14 protein-coding genes and 1 pseudogene are annotated in these 20719 nt (G+C 37.0%); all 15 read left to right on the forward strand.

Translation table 11 applies throughout. The features are described 5' to 3' along the window. The first annotated feature begins 227 nt into the window (after positions 1-227). The 15 genes and pseudogenes from FHY45_RS10480 (at position 228) to FHY45_RS21230 (ending at position 20432) form a co-directional block, all read left to right on the forward strand. Positions 228-1487 carry a PTS sugar transporter subunit IIC gene (locus tag FHY45_RS10480; RefSeq protein WP_139892009.1) on the forward strand — a complete coding sequence of 420 codons (1260 nt, stop codon included), beginning with the start codon at positions 228-230 and terminating at the stop codon, positions 1485-1487. Positions 1488-1717: 230 nt separating this feature from the next. Then, positions 1718-2617: a DUF7916 family protein gene (locus tag FHY45_RS10485; protein ID WP_139891835.1), complete on the forward strand. Its 900-nt coding sequence runs from the start codon at positions 1718-1720 to the stop codon at positions 2615-2617. Positions 2618-2781: 164 nt separating this feature from the next. Further along, the gene (locus FHY45_RS10490) at positions 2782-3099 is read left to right on the forward strand and encodes a PTS sugar transporter subunit IIB (protein ID WP_306821550.1); all 318 of its coding nucleotides are present in this window, start codon (positions 2782-2784) and stop codon (positions 3097-3099) included. Between the two features lie 41 nt (positions 3100-3140). After that, positions 3141-3461: a PTS sugar transporter subunit IIA gene (locus FHY45_RS10495; protein ID WP_066103365.1), complete on the forward strand. Its 321-nt coding sequence runs from the start codon at positions 3141-3143 to the stop codon at positions 3459-3461. 549 nt (positions 3462-4010) lie between these two features. Continuing rightward, positions 4011-4628, forward strand: coding sequence for an NAD(P)-dependent oxidoreductase (locus tag FHY45_RS10500; protein ID WP_066104266.1), 618 nt, complete (start codon positions 4011-4013; stop codon positions 4626-4628). Positions 4629-5080: 452 nt separating this feature from the next. Then, entirely contained in the window at positions 5081-6253 is a 1173-nt protein-coding gene (locus FHY45_RS10505) for an amino acid deaminase/aldolase (RefSeq protein ID WP_066103368.1), read from the forward strand. Beyond that, entirely contained in the window at positions 6253-7560 is a 1308-nt protein-coding gene (locus tag FHY45_RS10510) for a D-arabinono-1,4-lactone oxidase (RefSeq protein WP_180349966.1), read from the forward strand. Before FHY45_RS10505 ends, FHY45_RS10510 begins: the two co-directional genes overlap by 1 nt. An 836-nt stretch (positions 7561-8396) precedes the next feature. Next, a complete protein-coding gene (locus FHY45_RS10515; RefSeq protein ID WP_483861446.1) occupies positions 8397-9890 on the forward strand; it encodes a response regulator in 1494 nt (497 codons plus the stop codon). 15 nt (positions 9891-9905) lie between these two features. Continuing rightward, positions 9906-11687, forward strand: coding sequence for a sensor histidine kinase (locus tag FHY45_RS10520; RefSeq protein ID WP_066103380.1), 1782 nt, complete (start codon positions 9906-9908; stop codon positions 11685-11687). Positions 11688-11851: 164 nt separating this feature from the next. Further along, the gene (locus tag FHY45_RS10525) at positions 11852-13144 is read left to right on the forward strand and encodes an ABC transporter substrate-binding protein (protein WP_139891839.1); all 1293 of its coding nucleotides are present in this window, start codon (positions 11852-11854) and stop codon (positions 13142-13144) included. A 275-nt stretch (positions 13145-13419) separates the two neighbouring features. Next, entirely contained in the window at positions 13420-14235 is an 816-nt protein-coding gene (locus FHY45_RS10530) for a carbohydrate ABC transporter permease (RefSeq protein ID WP_077248036.1), read from the forward strand. Beyond that, the gene (locus FHY45_RS10535; protein ID WP_066103387.1) at positions 14228-15052 is read left to right on the forward strand and encodes a carbohydrate ABC transporter permease; all 825 of its coding nucleotides are present in this window, start codon (positions 14228-14230) and stop codon (positions 15050-15052) included. Before FHY45_RS10530 ends, FHY45_RS10535 begins: the two co-directional genes overlap by 8 nt. 269 nt (positions 15053-15321) lie before the next feature. Then, positions 15322-18486, forward strand: coding sequence for a beta-galactosidase subunit alpha (ebgA, locus tag FHY45_RS10540; protein WP_139891840.1), 3165 nt, complete (start codon positions 15322-15324; stop codon positions 18484-18486). A 76-nt stretch (positions 18487-18562) separates the two neighbouring features. Beyond that, on the forward strand, positions 18563-18817 hold the full coding sequence (locus FHY45_RS10545) for a hypothetical protein (RefSeq protein ID WP_139891841.1): 255 nt from the start codon (positions 18563-18565) through the stop codon (positions 18815-18817). Next, a pseudogene (locus tag FHY45_RS21230) lies at positions 18789-20432 on the forward strand (family 20 glycosylhydrolase). The gene FHY45_RS10545 and the pseudogene FHY45_RS21230 overlap by 29 nt, the downstream one beginning before the upstream one ends. The last annotated feature ends 287 nt before the right edge of the window (positions 20433-20719 follow it).

Here is a 20719-nt window from a genome sequence, read left to right on the forward strand (position 1 = left end):
GCTTTCATTAATTAGTGTTAAGATAGTTAATTATATTTTATTATTATTTAAATGATAAAAATAAGGTATTTTTATAGTCTTTGATAATAATTTATAAATAAAGGAAGATATTTTGATTTTCAAAGGAGGCTAAGAACGATACAAGGATTACTTATAAGATTAAAAGCATTCTATAAATGTAATTCATTTGGATATGAACCTTGAGGAGGAATTAAACAGTGAGCAGAATGAATGAACTGTTGGAAAATAAAATGATGCCCATTGCTGGAAAATTAGGTAGTAATAAATTTCTGATTGCTATACGAGATGGTATTACGTTTGCAATGCCGTTAATTATTATTGGCTCACTTTTTATGATTATAGCTAGTTTCCCGGTGCCAGGTTGGGAAGCATGGTTGGGTAAGATGGGAATCGCAGAATTTTTATGGAAAGGCACTGACAGTAGTTTTGGGTTAATTGGTTTAATAGCCAGTTTTGGGATTGCTTATAGTTTAACAAGGCAGTTTAATGTAGACGGAATCGGTTCAGGCATTATCTCATTGTCTGCATTTATTATTGCAACTCCATTTATTTCTTCTGATGCTGGAGCTGGAATGCCAATTGCATATATGGGAGCGAAAGGTTTATTTATTGCTATTATTATGGGTTTGCTTAATGGTTATATTTATCAATGGTTCATTAATCGTAATATTCAAATTAAACTTCCGGAAAGTGTTCCGCCAGCTGTAGCTAGAAGCTTCAGTGCGATTATTCCGGGTGCAGTAATTATAACGATGTGGTTAATTATTTATTCTATTCTAAGCACGTTTGATTTACCAAATGTACATGACATTGCGCAAGTCATCTTAGGGAAACCATTAGGGTTATTGGGAAATAATGTTTTTGGTACGATCATCGTGGTAGGTCTCAATAGTTTATTCTGGTTTGTTGGTATCCATGGAGGTAATGTAGTTAACTCAGTTATGCAGCCTGTATGGATTGCCAACTTAGATGAAAATCGTGTGGCTTATCAAGCTCGTCAAGAATTACAAAATATTATTACACTACCCTTTATGGATAACTTCGTCTATATTGGCGGGGGCGGAGCTACGATTGGTTTAGTTTTAGTTCTCGGATATTTAGCACGTAAAAAGAAAACGAGCAAACAAACAAAAGCATTGGCACCGATTACCGTTGTACCAGGTTTATTTAATATTAATGAACCGACTATGTTTGGTATACCAGTAGTATTGAATGTAATGTTGTTCATTCCATTTATTCTTGCTCCAATGATAAATGTAGTGGTCACGTATTTAGCAATGGCCTCGGGTTTAGTACCGTTAACTAGAGCAGCAGCCTCCTGGACAATGCCTCCAATATTCAGTGGATTTTTAGTTACAGGTGATATAAGCGGGGCGATTTTGCAGATTGTTTTAATAATACTGGATATCTTACTTTACTTGCCATTCGTTTTAGCTGTTGAAAAGCGTTTCAAATCGCAAGAATAGTTTAACTATATAAACTTACTGAACTACTAATTTATCTTTTGATTTGTTCTCAATGAAACTAAAAAATATAGGGATCAAATGATAGTTCCAATGCAAATAATGATTCTTGATTAATTAAGAATGAAAACATACTCTGGGCTACCACTATTAATGAAGAGATTGAAGTGTAAAAGTATGAATGATCAGGATTAGTGGATTAGTTCAAAAAAGCAATGAAGGGGACTTTAAAAATGAAAAAACGATTAATCAGTGCAAATGCATCAGAAATATTGGAAATGACTGCAGAAGAGTTGAAGCAAAGTATTAAAGCATGCGAAGGACGCGTTATTATGTCTGAAAATGTTGCGGTTCGTGAACCTTATATTGAAGATATTACAAATGCAGAAATTGCCCGCTCGTTTGGAGCAGACTTAATTCTCTTGAATGGTGTTGATGTGCTTTCGCCACATATTGCAGGATTAGAAAACGAAGAAGGTTCATTCGTAGAGGCACTTCACCGATTGGTCGGCCGTCCTATTGGTGTTAATCTAGAGCCAGTGGACAATTCAGCGAATATGGCAGAAGAAAGATTAATCATTTCAAAAGGTCGTCAAGCTAATCTAGAAACCATACAGGAAATTGAAAAATTAGGACTTGATTTTGTATGTTTTACAGGAAATCCTGGCACGGGTGTAACAAATGAGCAGATCCAAAAAACGATACAGCTTGCTAAAGAACATTTTTCGGGATTAATTATCGCAGGAAAAATGCATGGAGCAGGAGTGGATGAACCAGTCGCAGATGCAGAAGTGGTGAAAGGTTTTATTGATGCAGGTGCAGATATTATTTTAGTTCCGGCAGTTGGGACTGTTCCAGGCTTTGATGATGAAGAACTAAAGAAGATTGTAAAAAGTGCCCATCAACATGGTGCCCTCGTTTTATCGGCTATTGGTACTAGCCAAGAAAGTTCTGATGAAGACACGGTTAAACAAATTGCTATCCGCAATAAAATTTGTGGGGTTGATATTCAACACATCGGTGACGCAGGGTACGCCGGACTAGCTCCAGTAGAAAATATATTTGCGATGAGTAAAGCTATCCGTGGTATTCGGCATACTGTCTCTATGGTTGCTCGTTCTATCAATAGGTAAGACTCATATACTTAGTTTACTAGACAATAGAGGCATAAGCTCAATGCCTTGCCTGCAATAGTTTGTTATTTTTCATTGGAAGAAATTTGCGTGATCAGATATTTATATATCCTTATTAACTGACATCTATAAACTAAAGAATGAAATCAAAGGAGGAACTAACAGTGAAAACTATTATGTTAGTATGTGCAGCAGGAATGAGTACAAGTTTATTAGTGACAAAAATGCAAAAGGCAGCAGAAGTGCGTGGAATTCAAGCTGATATTTTTGCCCAATCAGCACAAGAAATGGAATTTACTCTCGAAAAGAAAAATGTAGATGTATTGTTATTAGGACCTCAAGTGAAATATATGCAAAGCCAAATTGAATCAAAACTAGTCGGGAAAAACATTCCTGTAGCAGCAATTAATATGCAATATTATGGAATGATGAATGGTGAAAAGGTTCTTGATCAAGCACTGCAAATAATTGAAAACAAGTAATAAAAGGATAGCTGTTAATGGAAGGCGAGAAGGGGGATACTATGTCATTAGAAGCAAATGATTACTATACTGTGGCGTTTAAGATTATTAGTAACGTAGGTGCGGCTAAAAGCTTAGTAATGGAAGCGCTTTATGCGGCGAAAGAAGGAAAATATGAATTAGCAGAAGAAAAGTTAGCTGAATCAAAACATTTCTTTGTAGAAGGTCATAAAACGCATGCCTCTTTAATCCAAAGAGAGGCAAATGGAGAAAAGCTTGAGTTCTCGCTTATATTTATGCATGCGGAAGACCAGATAATGAGTGTTGATACGATTACAATTCTAGTTACAGAAATGATTGAACTATATAAGCGTACAGCATAGAAGATGTGGACTGCTTACAAATTTGCATACATTTAAAATAGCTGAAATACACATAGCCACAAAAAGGGCTATGTGTATTTCGGCTTATATTTAGTTACGGTTTTTTTAAACCCAGTTTGTATAAAAGATTTCTTCTAAATCACATCGTTCCCAGATATGGACACTAGAGTAGTGCGGAAATAGGCTGGCACTGGATGTTCTAGTCCGATTATTATCGTAGTAGATTAAAGGAGTACTAAATATGGAAAGAATCCCTAATTGAATACCCTAGCATACGATTTTACGCTAGTCATTTTGAGCTATTCTACTATAATGAACGTCACTGATAAAGAATTGTTTTTATAAGTAGTGAAAATTGATAAAACCAACAGATAATTATATGATTATATTAAATAGTCAATCAAGTGTAAGTAGGTATGTTTAATACAGAGAACAATCCATAGTTTTCCTTAGAATGACTCAGGAATGGATAAAAGTATTGGTCCAAGAAATGTGCAGTGGGCATTCTGGGAATGTTGGGATGATAATAAGAAAGGGTGGTGGATTGTTATGAAAATTATCGTGTTTGGTGCAACAGGTGGTGTAGGTCAATCTGTTGTGCGTCAAGGAGTTGAGGCTGGTTTTGAGGTGACGGCGTTTGTACGTACTCCGGCCAAGCTAGACTTTTCCCATGAAAATTTAAAGATTATACAAGGAAATGCTTTTAATCTAGCGGAAGTAACAGAAGCGATTGCAGGTCATGATGCTGTTATATCTTGCTTAGGCTCGAATCAAGGGATGAAAAAATCAACCGAGCTTCAAGAGATGATAAAAAATATTGTTACTGGTATGAAGGAGCAACATGTAGAGCGGATTATCTACACTGCATCTGCGGGAGTCCATAAAGAATTAACAGGGCTAAGTGGTAAATTGGTCATGAGGATGCTTAAGAATCCTCTAATTGATCATCGGGCTGCAGTTGAATATATTCAATCACATGGATTGAACTACACCATTGTTCGACCGATGGGGCTAACGAATCATCCCTTTACAGGAAAGTATAGAGAATCTGCAACAAGTGTACCAGAGAAATCAAGATCAATACCGCGTGCTGACGTCGCACATTTTATCTTAAAAGCATTAAAGGATAGCCGTTATGAACATACGTCAATCGGCATCTCTACTTGAGTTCCAAAACACGTTCGTTTTAACAAACTGAGAGGGTCAGGGTGTTAATCTTAAACTACTCAGTACTGTGTATATTATTAACTATTACTTTAATGGGAGATTCAAAAATTCCCGCTAGATACATTACAGCAACTGCATTATAAGTAAGAGCGGTCTGTATAGTAGCTAGTAAATAAGGGTCTCCCCTTTGATGGGTATGTTTGTTTATTAAAACTTCCTATATTAAGTCTAAAGCCATTGATGAGTTCACTATATCAATGGCTTTTTTAACTCCATGAAAAAGTATTGGTAACACCGTTAAAAAACATCTACCGCTATAATATAAGATAAACTTTTTATGCGTTTATCTTTCCTTGAAAACGTAATTGTTATAATAAGTCTGAATATTTTGAATAAGTTCTATTTTTAATCATGCTCCTCGTTTATTATGAGAATGAGAGGTGGTGGTGTTAGTGGTGCTATATGAATTATCAAAGGAGTTATCTTATCCAGCCCTTTTGCTGGATTTAGATGCTTTAGATCAAAATTGCAGGAGAATCGCTGAAAAAGCAAATGGAAAAACGATCAGAATTGCTACTAAATCGATACGGTCTATTCCAGTTTTAAAAAGAATTCTCCAATCCAATCCTGTCTATAAAGGAGTAATGTGTTATAGCCCCTATGAAGCTATTTTTCTTGCAGAACAAGGCATTGAGGATATCCTGATAGGTTATCCATGCTGGGATTCCAAACCTCTTAGCAAAATAGCTGAACTAAATGGAAAAGGTCATCAAATTACCTGTATGGTCGATTCCTTTGAACAGATTAAACATTTAAATGCGATTACTAAGGAAGCAAACGGATTTTTTTATTTATGCATCGATATTGATATGAGCACCACATTTGGTAATCTCCATTTTGGAGTAAGACGTTCCCCATTAAAAACAGAAGAAGGCGTGATTCAGCTAGTACGAATTATACAGGAATATCCATCGCTAAAGCTTCTGGGAATCATGGGTTATGAAGCACAAATAGCTGGGGTAGGTGATCATTTGCCATCTCAGAGGCTTAAAAATATGGCTGTTGCTTTTATGAAAAAGAAATCAATTGATAAAATCAAACGGCGAAGGGAGAGGATTGTTCAATCTCTTAAGAGTGAGGGTGTACAATTAGTATTTGTTAATGGAGGAGGAACGGGAAGTCTTGAAACTACATCAAAAGAAGAGGCTGTTACGGAACTGACAGCGGGATCAGGTTTCTATGCTCCTTTGTTGTTTGATTATTACCGAAATTTTCGCTTCACACCTGCCTTATATTTCGCATTGCCAGTCGTTAGAAAACCAACTCCAAATATTTATACTTGTCTTGGAGGTGGATATGTCTCATCTGGAGTGCATGGTCAGGATAAGGTGCCATTGCCTATTTACCCGCCGGGTGGTAAATTATTGTCATTTGAAGGAGCTGGGGAGGTGCAAACCCCTGTTTATTATGAAAAGGAAACGTTGGAAATTGGAGATGTCATTATCTTCAGGGCAGCGAAAGCTGGAGAAATTTGTGAACGGTTTAATGAAATCATTTGTCTTGCTAATCAACAAATCGTTGATCGATTTCTTACCTATCGGGGGGAAGGGAAATGCTTTCTGTAATGAAGACGATACAAGGCAAACGATGGAGAAATTGGTCTCAAACATGTGAAAGTATCCCGGAAAAAATCCTGTATCCATCCTCAATTGAGGAGGTTGCTTCAATCGTTAAAGAAGCGTCGAAACAAGAGAAAAGAATCAGAGTTGTAGGAGCTGGGCATTCATTTACGAGTTTAGTAAAAACGGATGATTGGCTCATATCTCTTGATTTACTTAGTGGAATTGAACAACTCGATGAGGCAGCCAGTACAGTTACCATCCTGGGTGGTACCCGGTTATTTCAATTAGGAGAAGTGCTTGGACAAGAAGGATATTCTCAGGAAAATTTAGGCGACATCAATGTCCAAAGTATTGCGGGTGCTATTTCAACTGGAACGCATGGAACTGGACTGAAGTTTGGTAATATTCCAACCCAAGTAGTAGAAATCGTCATTGTTACAGCATCTGGAGATGTTCTTACCGTTTCTGAGGAACAAAATCCTCAATATTTCAATGCTTGTCTCATATCGCTTGGAGTTCTTGGAATCATTGTAAAAGTAAAACTGAAGATAATTAAAACACTTATATATGAATACAGAAGTGAAAGAAAAGAATATCCACTTTTTGAGCAACAGCTTGAATGCTATATCCATGAAAACCGTCACTTTGAATTTTTTCTATTCCCATATTCAGATTGTGTACAAGTTAAAACGATGAATATTACAAATCGTAAACCAAAGGGCTTATTCTTTCATAACTTAAAAAATCTCATTTTTGAAAACTATTTATTTTTTGTACTGTCAGAGGTATGTCGTGTGTTACCAAGGAGCAGTCAAACCATAAGTAGAATATCTGCAAAGGCCGTAGGAACAACAACCATTACGGCAAAAAGCTATGAGATTTTTGCTAGTCCAAGACTTGTGAAGTTCAGGGAAATGGAATATTGTATTCCACTTCATTACTTTAAGCCGGCCATTCAAGAGATTCGGAAGTGTATTGAAGTAAAGAAGCATAAGGTTCATTTTCCGATAGAATGCAGGACGGTCAAGGCAGACGACATTTGGTTTAGTCCTTCTTATCAGAGAGATTCCGCCTATATTGCTTTCCATATGTATAAAGGCATGCCATATGAAGAATATTTTCAAGAGATGGAAGCGATTATGCGGAAGTATGAAGGAAGACCACATTGGGGTAAAATGCATAGCCTAGGTAAAAAAGAATTATATTCCTGCTACCCCAAACTGCCGGATTTTCAAGCCATAAGGTATGAACTTGACCCGCAAGGAATTTTCCTAAACGACTATATTAAAAAGATAATTATTGATGAATAAGAGAATGGCCTTACTATAATCTAATTCTTCTTTACAAGTGAAATGGCGGCCAGATGTTCAGCAAGAGGAGGGTACGGAATCAGTGGTATGCTCCCTACCGCTACTAAGTATAGTTGCCTATCAAGTGAAATCTTCAACACCTATCAAACAGAAAAAAAGCTGGAGTCCGATTCGATGTTATCGGATCGGGCTGTTTCGTTTGCTATATTGCTGCTATTCTTGTATGTTCCTCAATTACTCGGAAGTTTCCACTTTATTTGGAACAATAGAGTCCCCGTTGTAATGCAAAAAGGAGTGCCTTTCCAAAATGTCGAAATAAGTATGTTATCAGACAAACACTAAGACCCTAATAACAACCTGCTTAAATGTTTTTTTTCACGAGTGGTTTCGACTTGTTTTTCCATGAATTGACAAAAACTACATTTTAGACTGCCTGTCGAACTTTATTATGCCGCTGATATCACTCAAGGTAATTTTGAATCAATAAAAGCATTTCAGCAATAAAAAGAGACTTATCATACAGAGAACCAGAATTTATAATTTAAGGTATAATACGGAAACTTCTATTCCATCAGAGGCAGCTATTTGAAGCGTCCTAACTAGGATAAGTTACTCCTTTGTTCTTAAAAAGGTATAAAATATACAGCTTCATTAAGCTATTTCTGTAGGTATTATCATAGAAGATATGGTAGCAACAACTAATGTTACTACTTAAAAGCTTATAAATAATAAATTGAACGATTAAAGTTGTCAGCATTTGGAGGTAGATTATAATAAAAGACGATGGGATTTGCAGAATACTGATTGTAGATGATGAAATACTAATTAGACAGGGAATTAAGCATTATTTAGATTGGGAGTCTGAAGGTTTTCAAATCGTTGGAGAAGCTTCAAATGGTCAGGAAGCATTGGAAATGATAGAAGTTTTGAGTCCGCAAATCATTATTACAGACATCGTCATGCCTATCATGAATGGAGAAGAATTAACACGAGTCGTTAAAGAAAAATATCCCCAAATAGAGGTCATTATCCTGAGCAGTTATGGCGAATTTGACTATGTACGCTCGGCCTTTCAATGTGGAGTGGTCGATTATATTTTAAAACCAAAGCTCGAGGCGCAAAGTCTATTAAAAGTTTTAAAAACCGCTGTTAAAAGAATACCAGGTTTTCAATCAAGGGAAAAGGAACTGAATGTAAGTCTATCTATCGATCAAATTATCAACAGGTTAGTTTTAGGGTATGATGTACATTTTGATTCAAAACAGATTATTAGAGCTTTTCCTTACAGTCATTACAGTTTATTGGGTGTGGACTTAAAAAAACACCCATCCAAGGGTGCTGCTGAATTTTTAATTCAAGTCAAAACTAAGGTTGAAAACGTATTCAACAAAAAGATAAGCGAGGTCTCTTACTATTCTTTTAACTATGATCCGCATATCATTGTATTTCTTTTGAATACAAATCAAGATCATATGACAAGGGTTAAGGATGTTGCTAATCAATTGGCAGCTTCACAGGTCGCATGTGGTTTTGCTTTAACGGAGGGATTCCAAAGTTTTGGTCAATTAGGAGGAATTTTAAAGAACAGCCTTCTAAAACTGTTAAACTATCGCTTTTATTTTCCTGATATCTTAGTTCTAACTGAACGATCTTTACCTAAGACTGTACATAGGAGTGAAAAATTCAATCTGGATTGGTTTACAGAAGAGTTCAGAAATAAGCACTTTGATTCGGCTTTTCACTATTTAAGGAATCATGCCCTAAAATTATCTAATTGTTTTTTTGTGGATGTTTTCGAGTATAAATCATTTATCAGTAACATCATATTTAACATTACAATCCTCCTTGGCAATATGAATTATGATATCAAAGAGCTTGAACAAAGCAGGTACTCGTTTTTCAAGCTCATTGATGAAGCACATTCTGTAAATGAGACAATTAAACTTTTGGATTGTTTTATTGAGGAAGCGAATAAATGCATATTCTTAATGGAAAATCGAGCAGAGAATATCACTATGAAGAAGTTTATGGACTACATTAAGTGTCATTATGCAGAGCCGCTTACCTTAACCGATGTGGCTACTTATTTTCATTTTAATCCTTCTTATATTTCAAGCTATTTTACAACTCATAATCATGAAGGATTTATAGATTCTTTGAATAGAATCCGGATTGAAGAGGCATGTAAGCTACTCCTTAACGAAACAGCTACTATCGCAGAAATAAGTGAAATGGTCGGTTTCTCGGAGCATAGCTATTTTTGCAAAGTATTTAAAAAAATAAAGGGGATGTCCCCTAGTCAATACAAAAGAAAACAATTTATAGGATAAGGGACGTGATTAAATATGAGACTTATACCCGAGCGATTTAAACACCACACTTTATTTATTACGATTTCCCTTATCACCTTCACCATTATCATTCTTGTTTCTGTGACGATTACATGGACAACAATTCGCATGTCGGAGGAATTCTTTTTTGAAAAATTCAGTATTACGAATGCGAAAATAATAAACGAAATAAAAGAACGCTTTGAGTCTTTTCATTATTCTATTGTCATTGCGTCAAATAATATTTTACAAAGCGGCACAATTAAGACCAACCTAACTGAGGAGCAAACGAATGCTCAAAAAATGATCTCATTTTATACGATGGGGGAATATATTAAACAAATTCAATCGAATATTGAAGCTTACGAGCTTGAAATCATCGTTAAAGGAGAAAATGGGGTTACCTTAACGACCAATCGTACCCACTGGCCGATATCTGATCAGGAGCTTAATGAAAGTATCTTAACAAGCAATACATTTAAAGAACCGAAACGGCTTCTGTATCAATATGATGAACGTAAGAGCGAAACGAGAAGTATTGAGGATAGAAGGTATGTTGTAGCTACAAAAGCGTTAATGGATCGACTTTCCGGTACTGTTTATGGCTCCATGTATTTTTCTTATAGGGAAAGTGAATTCAAAAAGGTCTATTCCAACTATACTAGCCCTGGGAATGATATTTTCATTATTGATAAATCAGGGAGGATTGTTTCCAGTAACCAGTCTCAATTTATTGGGCAAAAGGAAGTGGAACTCCTTCGGTATGCGAAAGAGAGTAAAAACAACTCAAATAATTATATGATTGGTAGTTTTAAAGGGAAGGATCAGGTCATTTTTGTAGAAGCACTTCCCTCTTTTGATATGTATTTATTTAATATTATTGATAAAGAAAAGACATTTGGAAATTTAATTGATAAGAGAAAAATTGTATTGATCTCGCTAGGGATTGTTTTGATAGGTCTGGTCAGTATATTTTTCGTATCAAAAAGATTGACTAATTCTTTATCAAGACTTGTTAGACAGATTGAAAATGCGCCAAAATCTAAATTTCGTCAAAACGTGGCTGTTTTAGGTACATATGAAACGAGGCAAATCGGAAATGCTTTTAATTCCATGCTGGATGAGCTGCATGAATATGTTGAGCAGTTAATGCTGTCGCAAAAACAGAAACGGAATGCGGAGCTGGCAGCCCTGCAGCGACAAATCAATCCACATTTCTTGTACAATACATTAGCTTCCATTAAATTTATGGTTCAGCAAGACCGCAAGGAAGATACGGAAGCTATGATTACTGCTTTGATTTCCTTACTTCAAAATACAATAGGCAATGTGAATGAAACGGTTACTGTTAAACAGGAACTGGATAATTTGAAAAACTATGTCTTCATTAATCAAAAACGTTATGGAAATAAAATACATGTAAGCTATATGGTTTCGCCAGATTGTATGGATTTTCATCTGCCTAAGCTAATTCTTCAACCTTTTATGGAAAATTCATTTTTCCATGGGTTCAATCGTAAAGCGGGGGGATCTATCCATGTCCTTATTTGGCAGGAAGAGAACAACCTGATTTGTGAAGTAGTAGATAATGGTGACGGAATAGCGGATGAGCAAGGTGAAAATCTTCCTAATCAAACGTACAAACGACAGCTTTTCTCAGGAATCGGTGTTAGGAATGTTCATGAGCGTATTCAACTTATATATGGAGAAGAATATGGAGTAACCATTTCCAGCAAACAGGGAGAAGGAACAAAGGTACGGATTATCATTCCTTCTCATATGGAACAAAAATCGTAATAAAATCTAAAGATATTCCAAATTCCCAAAAATGAATACGCTTTCAATTGGCAAAAATAATACAAGTTTACGAAAATATCTTCCTATCGAGTTGTAGCAAAGGGGTGCTAACATAATACATGTAGGATTGATAACGCTTACAATTAGAGATGGAGGGGATGTCAATGAATAAGATTTTTGCATTATTGTTAGCCAGTATTCTTTTGTTATCAGCTTGTTCTTCTGAATCAAAAACGAACGAAGAGGCTTCCGACACAGAAAAGGGTAGCAATGAATTAACGGTATGGACTTGGGATCCAAATTTCAACGTGAAAGCTATCGATATGGCAAAGGACTATTATAATAAGGAAAATTCCGAGCTTAGTTTAAAAATCATTGAAAATGCACAAGCAGACATTGTCCAAAAACTTAATACCAGCTTAAGCTCCGGTACAACTAAAGGAATGCCGAATATTGTCTTAATTGAGGATTATCGTGCGCAAAGCTTTCTTAAAGCGTATCCAGATGCATTCTTCGATTTATCAAAATATTATAAAGCGGAAGATTTTGCAGAATACAAACTTGCTCCTACCAGTTTAGAAGATAAGCATTATGGTATTCCATTTGATTCAGGAGTATCTGGATTTTATGTAAGAACAGATTATTTAGAGAAAGCAGGCTACGCTGTTGAAGATTTGCAGGGTATAGACTGGAACAAATATATAGAAATAGGCAAAAAAGTTAAAGAAGCCACTGGCAAATCTATGATTTCAATGGATCCTAAAGATCTTGGTCTTATTCGTCAAATGATTCAGACGAGCGGTTCATGGTATTTGAAGGAAGATGGCGTTACCCCGAACTTGGCAGACAATGAGTATCTTAAAGAAGCATTTCAAACTTACAAAGAGATTGTAGAAGCAGATATATCAAAACCGGTTTCCGACTGGGGTCAATATCTTGCTTCCTTTAATAGCGGTGAAACAGCATCCATTCTAACAGGTAACTGGATGACAGCCTCAGTAAAGCAGGAAGTATCTCAAAAAGGTAAGTGGGCAATTGTTCCTTTCCCTAAACAATCTGGTAATGCAAATTCTGTTAATGCTACTAACCTTGGCGGAAGCTCTTGGTATGTTCTTGATATTCCGGGCAAAGAGAAGGCTGCAGATTTGTTGGCAAAAACTTTCGGTTCGAACGTTAATTTTTATCAGGATCTAAATAAAGAGATTGGTGCAATTGGTACGTATAAGCCTGCTGCAGAAGGTGAGGCTTATAAAGCAGCAGATGAATTCTTTGACGGTCAGAAAATCACAGAAGATTTTTCTAAATGGGTGGCTGAAATACCACAAGTAAACTATGGTGCGCACACGTATGTAATTGAAGATATATTAGCAGTGGGAATGCAGGATTTCTTAAAAGGAAAAGAACTTGATAAAGTCTTGAATGACGCACAAACACAAGCAGAACAGCAAATTAAATAATAGGTTGGTCTCTGCTAATCTAGCAAATGAAAATTCAAGCCTCGGGAAATTGCCGGCTTCTCCTATAAGAATAGGAGCTACTTTGATCAACAGGCGCGTTTCCCGAGTTTTTTATCAATCTAGTAAGGAGTTGATGTATATTGTTCCCGGCTAAAACCAAACAAAGTTATCATACGAACACAACCGGCCAGAATGTAATACCCCAAAAAAACAGTCGGAAGCATCGGGTGAAAAATGCAACGATTGGATGGTCTTTTGTCGTACTGGCAGTCATCATGATTTGCACATTTACTTTCTATCCAATGATTCAGGCATTTATAATGTCTTTACAATCTGGCACGGGTACAAATCTTTCCTTTGTCGGATTGGACAATTATGCACGTTTATTTAAGGATCCTACTTTTTTGACAACAGTAAAAAATACGGTGATCTATCTCATTATTCAGGTCCCGATTATGATTATTTTTGCTTTGTTTATATCGGTTTTACTGAACAATCCGAAATTAAAGTATCGGGGATTATTTCGAACAGCCATATTCTTACCATGTGTAACGTCACTTGTTGCCTATTCTGTTATTTTTAAATATTTATTTTCTATGGATGGCATTGTAAACACCATGTTAATGAAATTAGCTCTTATCTCTGAACCAATCCAGTGGTTGACTGATCCCTTTTGGGCAAAAATAACGATTATTATTGCCATCACTTGGAGATGGACTGGTTATAATATGATCTTCTACTTATCTGCTCTGCAAAATATTGATTATTCTATTTATGAATCAGCAAAAATTGACGGGGCATCCTCATTTCAACAGTTTTTTAAAATAACCATACCATTACTAAAACCAATTATTTTGTTTACGTCCATTATCTCAACAATAGGGACACTTCAATTGTTTGATGAAGTCATGAATATTACACAAGGCGGACCTGGGAATGCAACGATGACCATTTCTCAGTATATTTATAATCTGTCATTTAAATATACCCCTGACTTCGGTTATGCAGCCACCGTCTCGTATGCAATTGTGATTATGATTGTATTCTTCTCCATCCTTCAATTTAAAATGGCAGGTGATAAAAATGAGTAAACTTAAAAGTATTTTTAACTATACTTTTTTAAGCATAGTCTCCGTTATTTCCATCTTTCCATTTATATGGATGGTAGTCAGTTCGACTAATAAGTCGGTGGATGTAACAAAGGGTCGGTTATTACCAGGGAGTCATCTGGTGGAAAATATTCGAAGTTTGCTGAATACCACCGATCTTGTATCTGTATTAAGTAATTCTATTAAAATAGCAGTTATTACAACAGTGCTTTCCTTGTTGATTGCCTCTTTGGCTGGTTATGGATTTGAAATTTTCAGAAGCAAAATGAAGGACTATGTTTTTAATTTCTTATTACTTTCCATGATGATTCCTTTTGCTGCTTTAATGGTTCCGTTATTTCGGATGTTTGGAACTATTTCCGAAGCTACTCCAATGGTGGGTATTGATACACTTGCTGCAGTTATTTTACCAACAAGTGTAACAGCCTTTCTGATATTTTTCTTCCGCCAAAGTACAAAGATGTTCCCAAGGGAAATTATTGAGGCTGGCCGAATTGATGGATTATCGGAGCTAGGGGTTTTCCTTAGGATTTATATTCCAACAATGAAAACAACATATGCTGCAGCCGCCATTATTACTTTTATGGCAAGCTGGAACAATTACATATGGCCGCTTGTAGTGCTCCAGTCACCAGAGAACCATACCTTGCCGTTGTTAATATCAAATCTTGGGTCAGGATATTCTCCAGACTTTGGAGTGATTATGACAACGATTGTTATTGCAACGCTGCCAACTGCACTGATATTCTTCCTTCTCCAAAAACATTTCGTTGCCGGCATGATGGGGTCAGTGAAGTAGTTGATTTTCGAGTATTCAATAAGGAATTGGATAAAAGGCTGAGAAACAAGTTGTTCTTCATCATTCATGCAACTCTAAAATGGCTGACTTAATGAGATTATACTCAGTTTCTATAAGCGATTTCACGCTTTTACTGGACGAATAAACTTTTCGTTTCCGTTTAATTTGCTAACTGCCGATGAACTTAATGGCGAATGAATGATGAGAAAATACAGAGCAATCAAAAAGTAAGTAAGTATTCGATTATGTAGAAAGAAGGGTGAAGAGTTATGAAAAAAGAGTCGTACGATTGGGAAAACTTATCTGTTCTTCATGTGAATCGTTTGCAAGAGAGGGCTTACTTCTTTCCTTATACCAGTGAGTCATCCGCATTGACTTACGACAGAGGAAAAGCTGAGGAGGTTAAGGTGTTAAATGGCGTATGGAAATTCCACTACGCTGAGAATCCGTCTTTGACACCGAAGCAATTCATTGAAGAATCATATGATACTAGTCAGTGGGATGATCTGCAAGTTCCATCAAACTGGCAGATGCATGGATATGGAAGGCCTCATTATACAAATGTACAATATCCATTTCCAGTAGACCCGCCTCATGTTCCAACTGAAAATCCAACAGGCTCTTATAGACGTGAGTTTACCGTTCCAAGTGATTGGGCAGATCAAGCAATTATCCTACGATTTGAAGGTGTGGATAGTGCCTTTCATGTTTGGGTAAACGGCAAGGAAGTTGGCTATAGCCAGGGCAGCCGTCTTCCAAGTGAATTTGATATTACCAAGTTGGTTCATGAAGGAAAAAATGTAATAGCTGTTCAGGTTTATCAATGGTCTGAGGCGAGTTATATCGAGGACCAGGATATGTGGTGGCTCAGCGGTATATATAGAGACGTTTATTTGCTTGTAAGACCAAAGGCGCATGTCAGAGATTATTTTATCAAAACAACTCTCGATGAAAACTACGAAAATGGCGAATTAGAAATTGAAACCTATATATTAAACCAAAAGAATAATCCGATAACTAATTATCAGCTTGAAATAAAATTAGTAAACCATTTATATGAAGAAGTTGAAATAAGAGATTTAAAAAATATTACGATTGATGTGATGGATGAAGCAAAAATATCTTCTGTTATCCCGATTGACAATCCGAATAAATGGTCGGCTGAGAATCCCTACCTTTATCATCTGCTTCTTACCCTGAAAGATGAGAAAGGGAATGTGATAGAAGTCATCCCAACTAAAGTCGGTTTCCGAACAGTAGAAGTAAAAGATGGAGTTTTGCTAGTAAATGGGATAGCGGTCATGTTTAAGGGGGTCAATCGCCACGATCATCATCCTGATCTTGGACGAGCTGTTCCGATGGATTCGATGATTGAGGATATCCAACTGATGAAACTTCACAATATAAATGCGGTAAGGACATCCCATTATCCCAATGATCCACGTTTCTATGATTTATGTGACATTTATGGATTGTATGTCATCGATGAGGCGGATTTAGAATGCCATGGATTTGAGGAGATAAATAACTATAATCAAATCAGTGATGACTCAGCTTGGGAAGAGGCCTACGTGGATCGGATGAAACGGATGGTTGAACGGGATAAGAATCATGCTTCCATTGTTATGTGGTCGCTGGGGAATGAATCAGGATTTGGTCGAAATCACGTAGCGATGGCTGAATGGTCCAAAGCAAAAGATCCAACAAGACCTATTCACTATGAAGGTGAATGCCGTTTCATTATGGAAGAAGGCGAAAATATACCGACCAGGGATCCAATTGCTTCAGATGTCCACACAACTATGTACACACCAGTCGAGATCATGGACGAATTAGGGAAGAGAGACGACCTGAATAAGCCACATATTCTTTGTGAATATGCTCATGCGATGGGGAATGGACCTGGAGGATTTAAAGAATATTGGGAAACCTTCTATAAATATAGAAGATTGCAGGGAGGTTTCGTCTGGGAATGGATTGACCAAGGGATTAGACAGATAAATGATAATGGGGAAGAGTACTTTGCCTATGGTGGAGATTTTGGCGAAACACCGCATGATTCCAACTTTGTCATTGATGGCCTAATCAGGCCTGACCGGACACCATCACCTGCGTTAATAGAATACAAGAAGGTGATTGAGCCAGTTAAGGCAGAAGCAGTTGATTTAGAGAAAGGGATAATTGAAATTACCAACCGATATGATTTTATTCCTTTAGATCATCTGCAATTATCATGGTCTATTATATGTGATGATCAAATTCTTGATCAGGGGATGCAATCTGTTGAAGGTATTCAAGCAGGTGAATCAAAGTGCATTACCATACCGTTTACGCTACCTACTATTATAAGGGATCACACTGATTACTGGTTAAATGTAAATTTCCGGACGACTGTAGATACCTTATGGGCTAAAGCAGGTCATGAAATAGCATGGGAGCAATTTAAACTTCCAGTTTTAGCGACAGTAACTGAAAATAATACCTCGTTTTCTTATCCTATAGCGGTTAAAGAGTGTGACCGGTTGATTACGGTATCTGGAGATCATTTTGAATTTGCCTTTAGTAAAATCTTTGGCGTCATAGATTCATGGACTGTTGAGGGAATGAAGGTTTTTGGATCAGGGCCGAAATTGAATGTATGGCGGGCACCGACAGATAATGACAAGCTGGCTATTCATAAAGGTATAAGTTCAAAGGAAGTATGGCAAAAATATGGTCTGCACTGGATGCAGCATAGAATCAATGATGTGTCGTATGATGTTTCACCTGACAAGAAGAGGGTGGATATTCATGTCGCTGTCCGCATTGCGCCGCCAAGAATTGCTTGGGGGATCAACACCACATACACCTATACCATTTTAGGCAGCGGCGATGTTTTTCTGAAGGTAAAAGGTGAACCTTATGGAGAACTGCCGGAAACGATGCCGAGAATTGGATTAACGATGACACTGCCAAAAACGTTGGAGAATGTCAGCTGGTACGGCCGGGGTCCTGGAGAAGCTTATGCAGACAGCCGGATGGCCAATAAAGTAGGAGTATGGTCCAGTGATGTAGACGGGTTGTATACACCTTATGTATGGCCACAAGAAAATGGAAACCGGCATCAGGTTAAATGGGTATCATTAACAGATACAAACGGTTTTGGTCTTTTAGCGGTCGGTGAACCAGAAATAGATTTCAGTGCCCACTACTATACTGCTGAAAATTTTGAAAACGCTAACCATACGTATGACTTGAAAAAACAGGATTTTATTACCTTTAATTTGGATTATAAACAACACGGTCTTGGCTCTTCCAGCTGTGGTCCAGATGTACTGGAAAAATATCGTTTAAGACCTGAAGCTTTTGAATTTAAAGTGCGTTTCAGGCCGTATAACAAATTTCAATTTTCGCCAATCGAACTGAGCAAGGTTTTGATTCAAAACAATAACTAAAAAAAGCAGCGAAATCCCGTGAGAGTACGTACGCTCATTAGGATTTCGCTGATTTTGAATAGAGGTGGAGGTAGCCATGCAAATACAATTAATTGGGTTGGATGAGCAATTGGATTCAGCTTCTCAGGAAATCTTAAATCTATTAAACATCAAGCAATCAGACAATGGGATTACCATTTTAGTGGAATCTTCAGAATCTGGAATTCACGTTCAATATGATGGTAAAAGTGGAACGATTGCCTATCAAGAACCGTGCCAATTCTTCCGTGCACTAGGCCTATTGATAGAAGGGATGAAAAAGGATGAGCTCTTCGGAGAAACCAGTTTATAATTCCCTTGGGGTCTTAATTGACTGCTCCAGAAATGCCGTTTTAAAAGTCGAAACCTTTCAAAAGTTGATCAAACATTTGGCCTTAATGGGGTATTCTTCTGTGCAGCTATATACTGAAGACACGTATGAGATAAAAGAGTATCCGTATTTTGGCTATATGCGTGGCCGTTATTCGGGAGAACAATTAAAAAGTATGGATCTGTATGCAAGCAGCTTCGGAATCGAGCTGATTCCCTGTATTCAAACGCTGGCATATTTGGGTACAGCATTAAAATGGGAGACATTTTCCGATATCGTGGATTGTGATGATATCCTGCTTATTGATGAAGAGAAAACGTACGATTTGATTGATGCAATGTTCAGGACTATGTCCAAACATATTTCCAGCAGAAAAATCAATATCGGAATGGATGAGGCCCATATGGTCGGGCTTGGCAAGTATCTGGATAAACATGGTTTTCGGGACCGGTCGACTTTGTTGCTTAAGCATTTTGGCCGCTTGATGGAAATTGCCAGAAAGTACAGCTATGAGCCGATGATGTGGAGTGATATGTTTTTCCGGTTGGCGAGTTCGGGAGAGTATTACGATACCGAAAGCCCAATTCGAGAGGATGTTATAGAAATGATCCCAGATGACATATCATTAGTTTATTGGGATTACTATTCGGTTGAGTCGGAAAAATATGATGGTATGTTGAAAAAACATAAACAACTCAGTAACAACATAATTTTTGCTGGCGGCGCTTGGAAATGGACTGGCTTTTCCTCAAATAATCATTTTAGTCATCATGCAGGTGAAATTGCTCATAAAAGCTGCCTTCGTAATGGAGTTAAAGATGTATTTATTACAGCCTGGGGTGATAACGGCGCGGAAGCATCAATTTATTCCATACTTCCGACCTTACAGCTTTGGGCAGAGCTTTGTTATACGGATAATGCTGAAACAAGCCGCCTGGAGGAGCGCTTTACCACATGTGTCGGAGGGAATTACTCTGATTTTATGAGCTTGGATATGACGATGATGGTACCTGGTAATAAATTGCCGAATAACCATTCAATTAACCCGGCTAAGTATCTATTGTATCAAGATGTATTATTCGGGTTATTTGATAGACATGTGATACCTAATGAGTATGCTTCGCACTTTCAAAACTGTGCAGATCGTTTTAAAAAGTGTATCAATAGAAATCCCGATTGGCAGGCATTGTTTCTGACACAGTATTCCTTAAGCAGTTTATTAGCAATTAAGTGTGAGGCAGGGATAAACATTCGGCAAGCCTATCATAATCAAAATCGTGAAATTATGGAGGACTATTGTAATACCTTCTTACCTGAAATGAAAAAGTTAGCAGAGGAATTCATGAAAGCTTATCAAACGTAGTGGATGGAAGAGAATAAAATATTCGGTCTTGATGTATTCGATCTTCGGTTGGGCGGCCTGCTGCAGCGGATTCAATCCGCCATTAACCGGCTCAATGACTACCTTAAAGGCAGGATAAACGAGTTGGAAGAATTAGAACAAGAGATTCTCTATTTTGATGGCCGGGAAAAGGATGAAGAAACAGCGCTATCAGTGCTAACTTATGGCATACAATTGCAACACCTTCTGTTATAGCAGGAATATAGCATATCTTTATCCGATTTAAAGTTATATAGAAATGAATAAACAATATAAGAAATCATAATATGTTCTAAAACCTGTGTAAACAGCAGTCACGCAGAGTATGACTGCTGTTTTTTTCACAAACCGTACAAATAAAGCGTTTAAATCACATTGATTAAATTTATGGAAAAATTTACAATAATTGTATGGATGGTACTTATCTTTAAAATCCAGTCATCATTCTTTATGTGAAATATATCACATAAAATTATCTAATAATATATGAAAGCAAGGGGACG

This window comes from Bacillus sp. D386, from assembly GCF_006346415.1.

Bases quoted from the DNA above. Each gene is read 5' to 3' on its own strand.
- FHY45_RS10480 (WP_139892009.1), top strand. From the start codon at position 228: ATGAATGAACTGTTGGAAAATAAAATGATGCCCATTGCTGGAAAATTA.
- FHY45_RS10485 (WP_139891835.1), top strand. From the start codon at position 1,718: ATGAAAAAACGATTAATCAGTGCAAATGCATCAGAAATATTGGAAATG.
- FHY45_RS10495 (WP_066103365.1), top strand. From the start codon at position 3,141: ATGTCATTAGAAGCAAATGATTACTATACTGTGGCGTTTAAGATTATT.
- FHY45_RS10500 (WP_066104266.1), top strand. From the start codon at position 4,011: ATGAAAATTATCGTGTTTGGTGCAACAGGTGGTGTAGGTCAATCTGTT.
- FHY45_RS10510 (WP_180349966.1), top strand. From the start codon at position 6,253: ATGAAGACGATACAAGGCAAACGATGGAGAAATTGGTCTCAAACATGT.
- FHY45_RS10520 (WP_066103380.1), top strand. From the start codon at position 9,906: ATGAGACTTATACCCGAGCGATTTAAACACCACACTTTATTTATTACG.
- FHY45_RS10525 (WP_139891839.1), top strand. From the start codon at position 11,852: ATGAATAAGATTTTTGCATTATTGTTAGCCAGTATTCTTTTGTTATCA.
- FHY45_RS10530 (WP_077248036.1), top strand. From the start codon at position 13,420: ATGATTTGCACATTTACTTTCTATCCAATGATTCAGGCATTTATAATG.
- FHY45_RS10535 (WP_066103387.1), top strand. From the start codon at position 14,228: ATGAGTAAACTTAAAAGTATTTTTAACTATACTTTTTTAAGCATAGTC.
- ebgA (WP_139891840.1), top strand. From the start codon at position 15,322: ATGAAAAAAGAGTCGTACGATTGGGAAAACTTATCTGTTCTTCATGTG.
- FHY45_RS10545 (WP_139891841.1), top strand. From the start codon at position 18,563: ATGCAAATACAATTAATTGGGTTGGATGAGCAATTGGATTCAGCTTCT.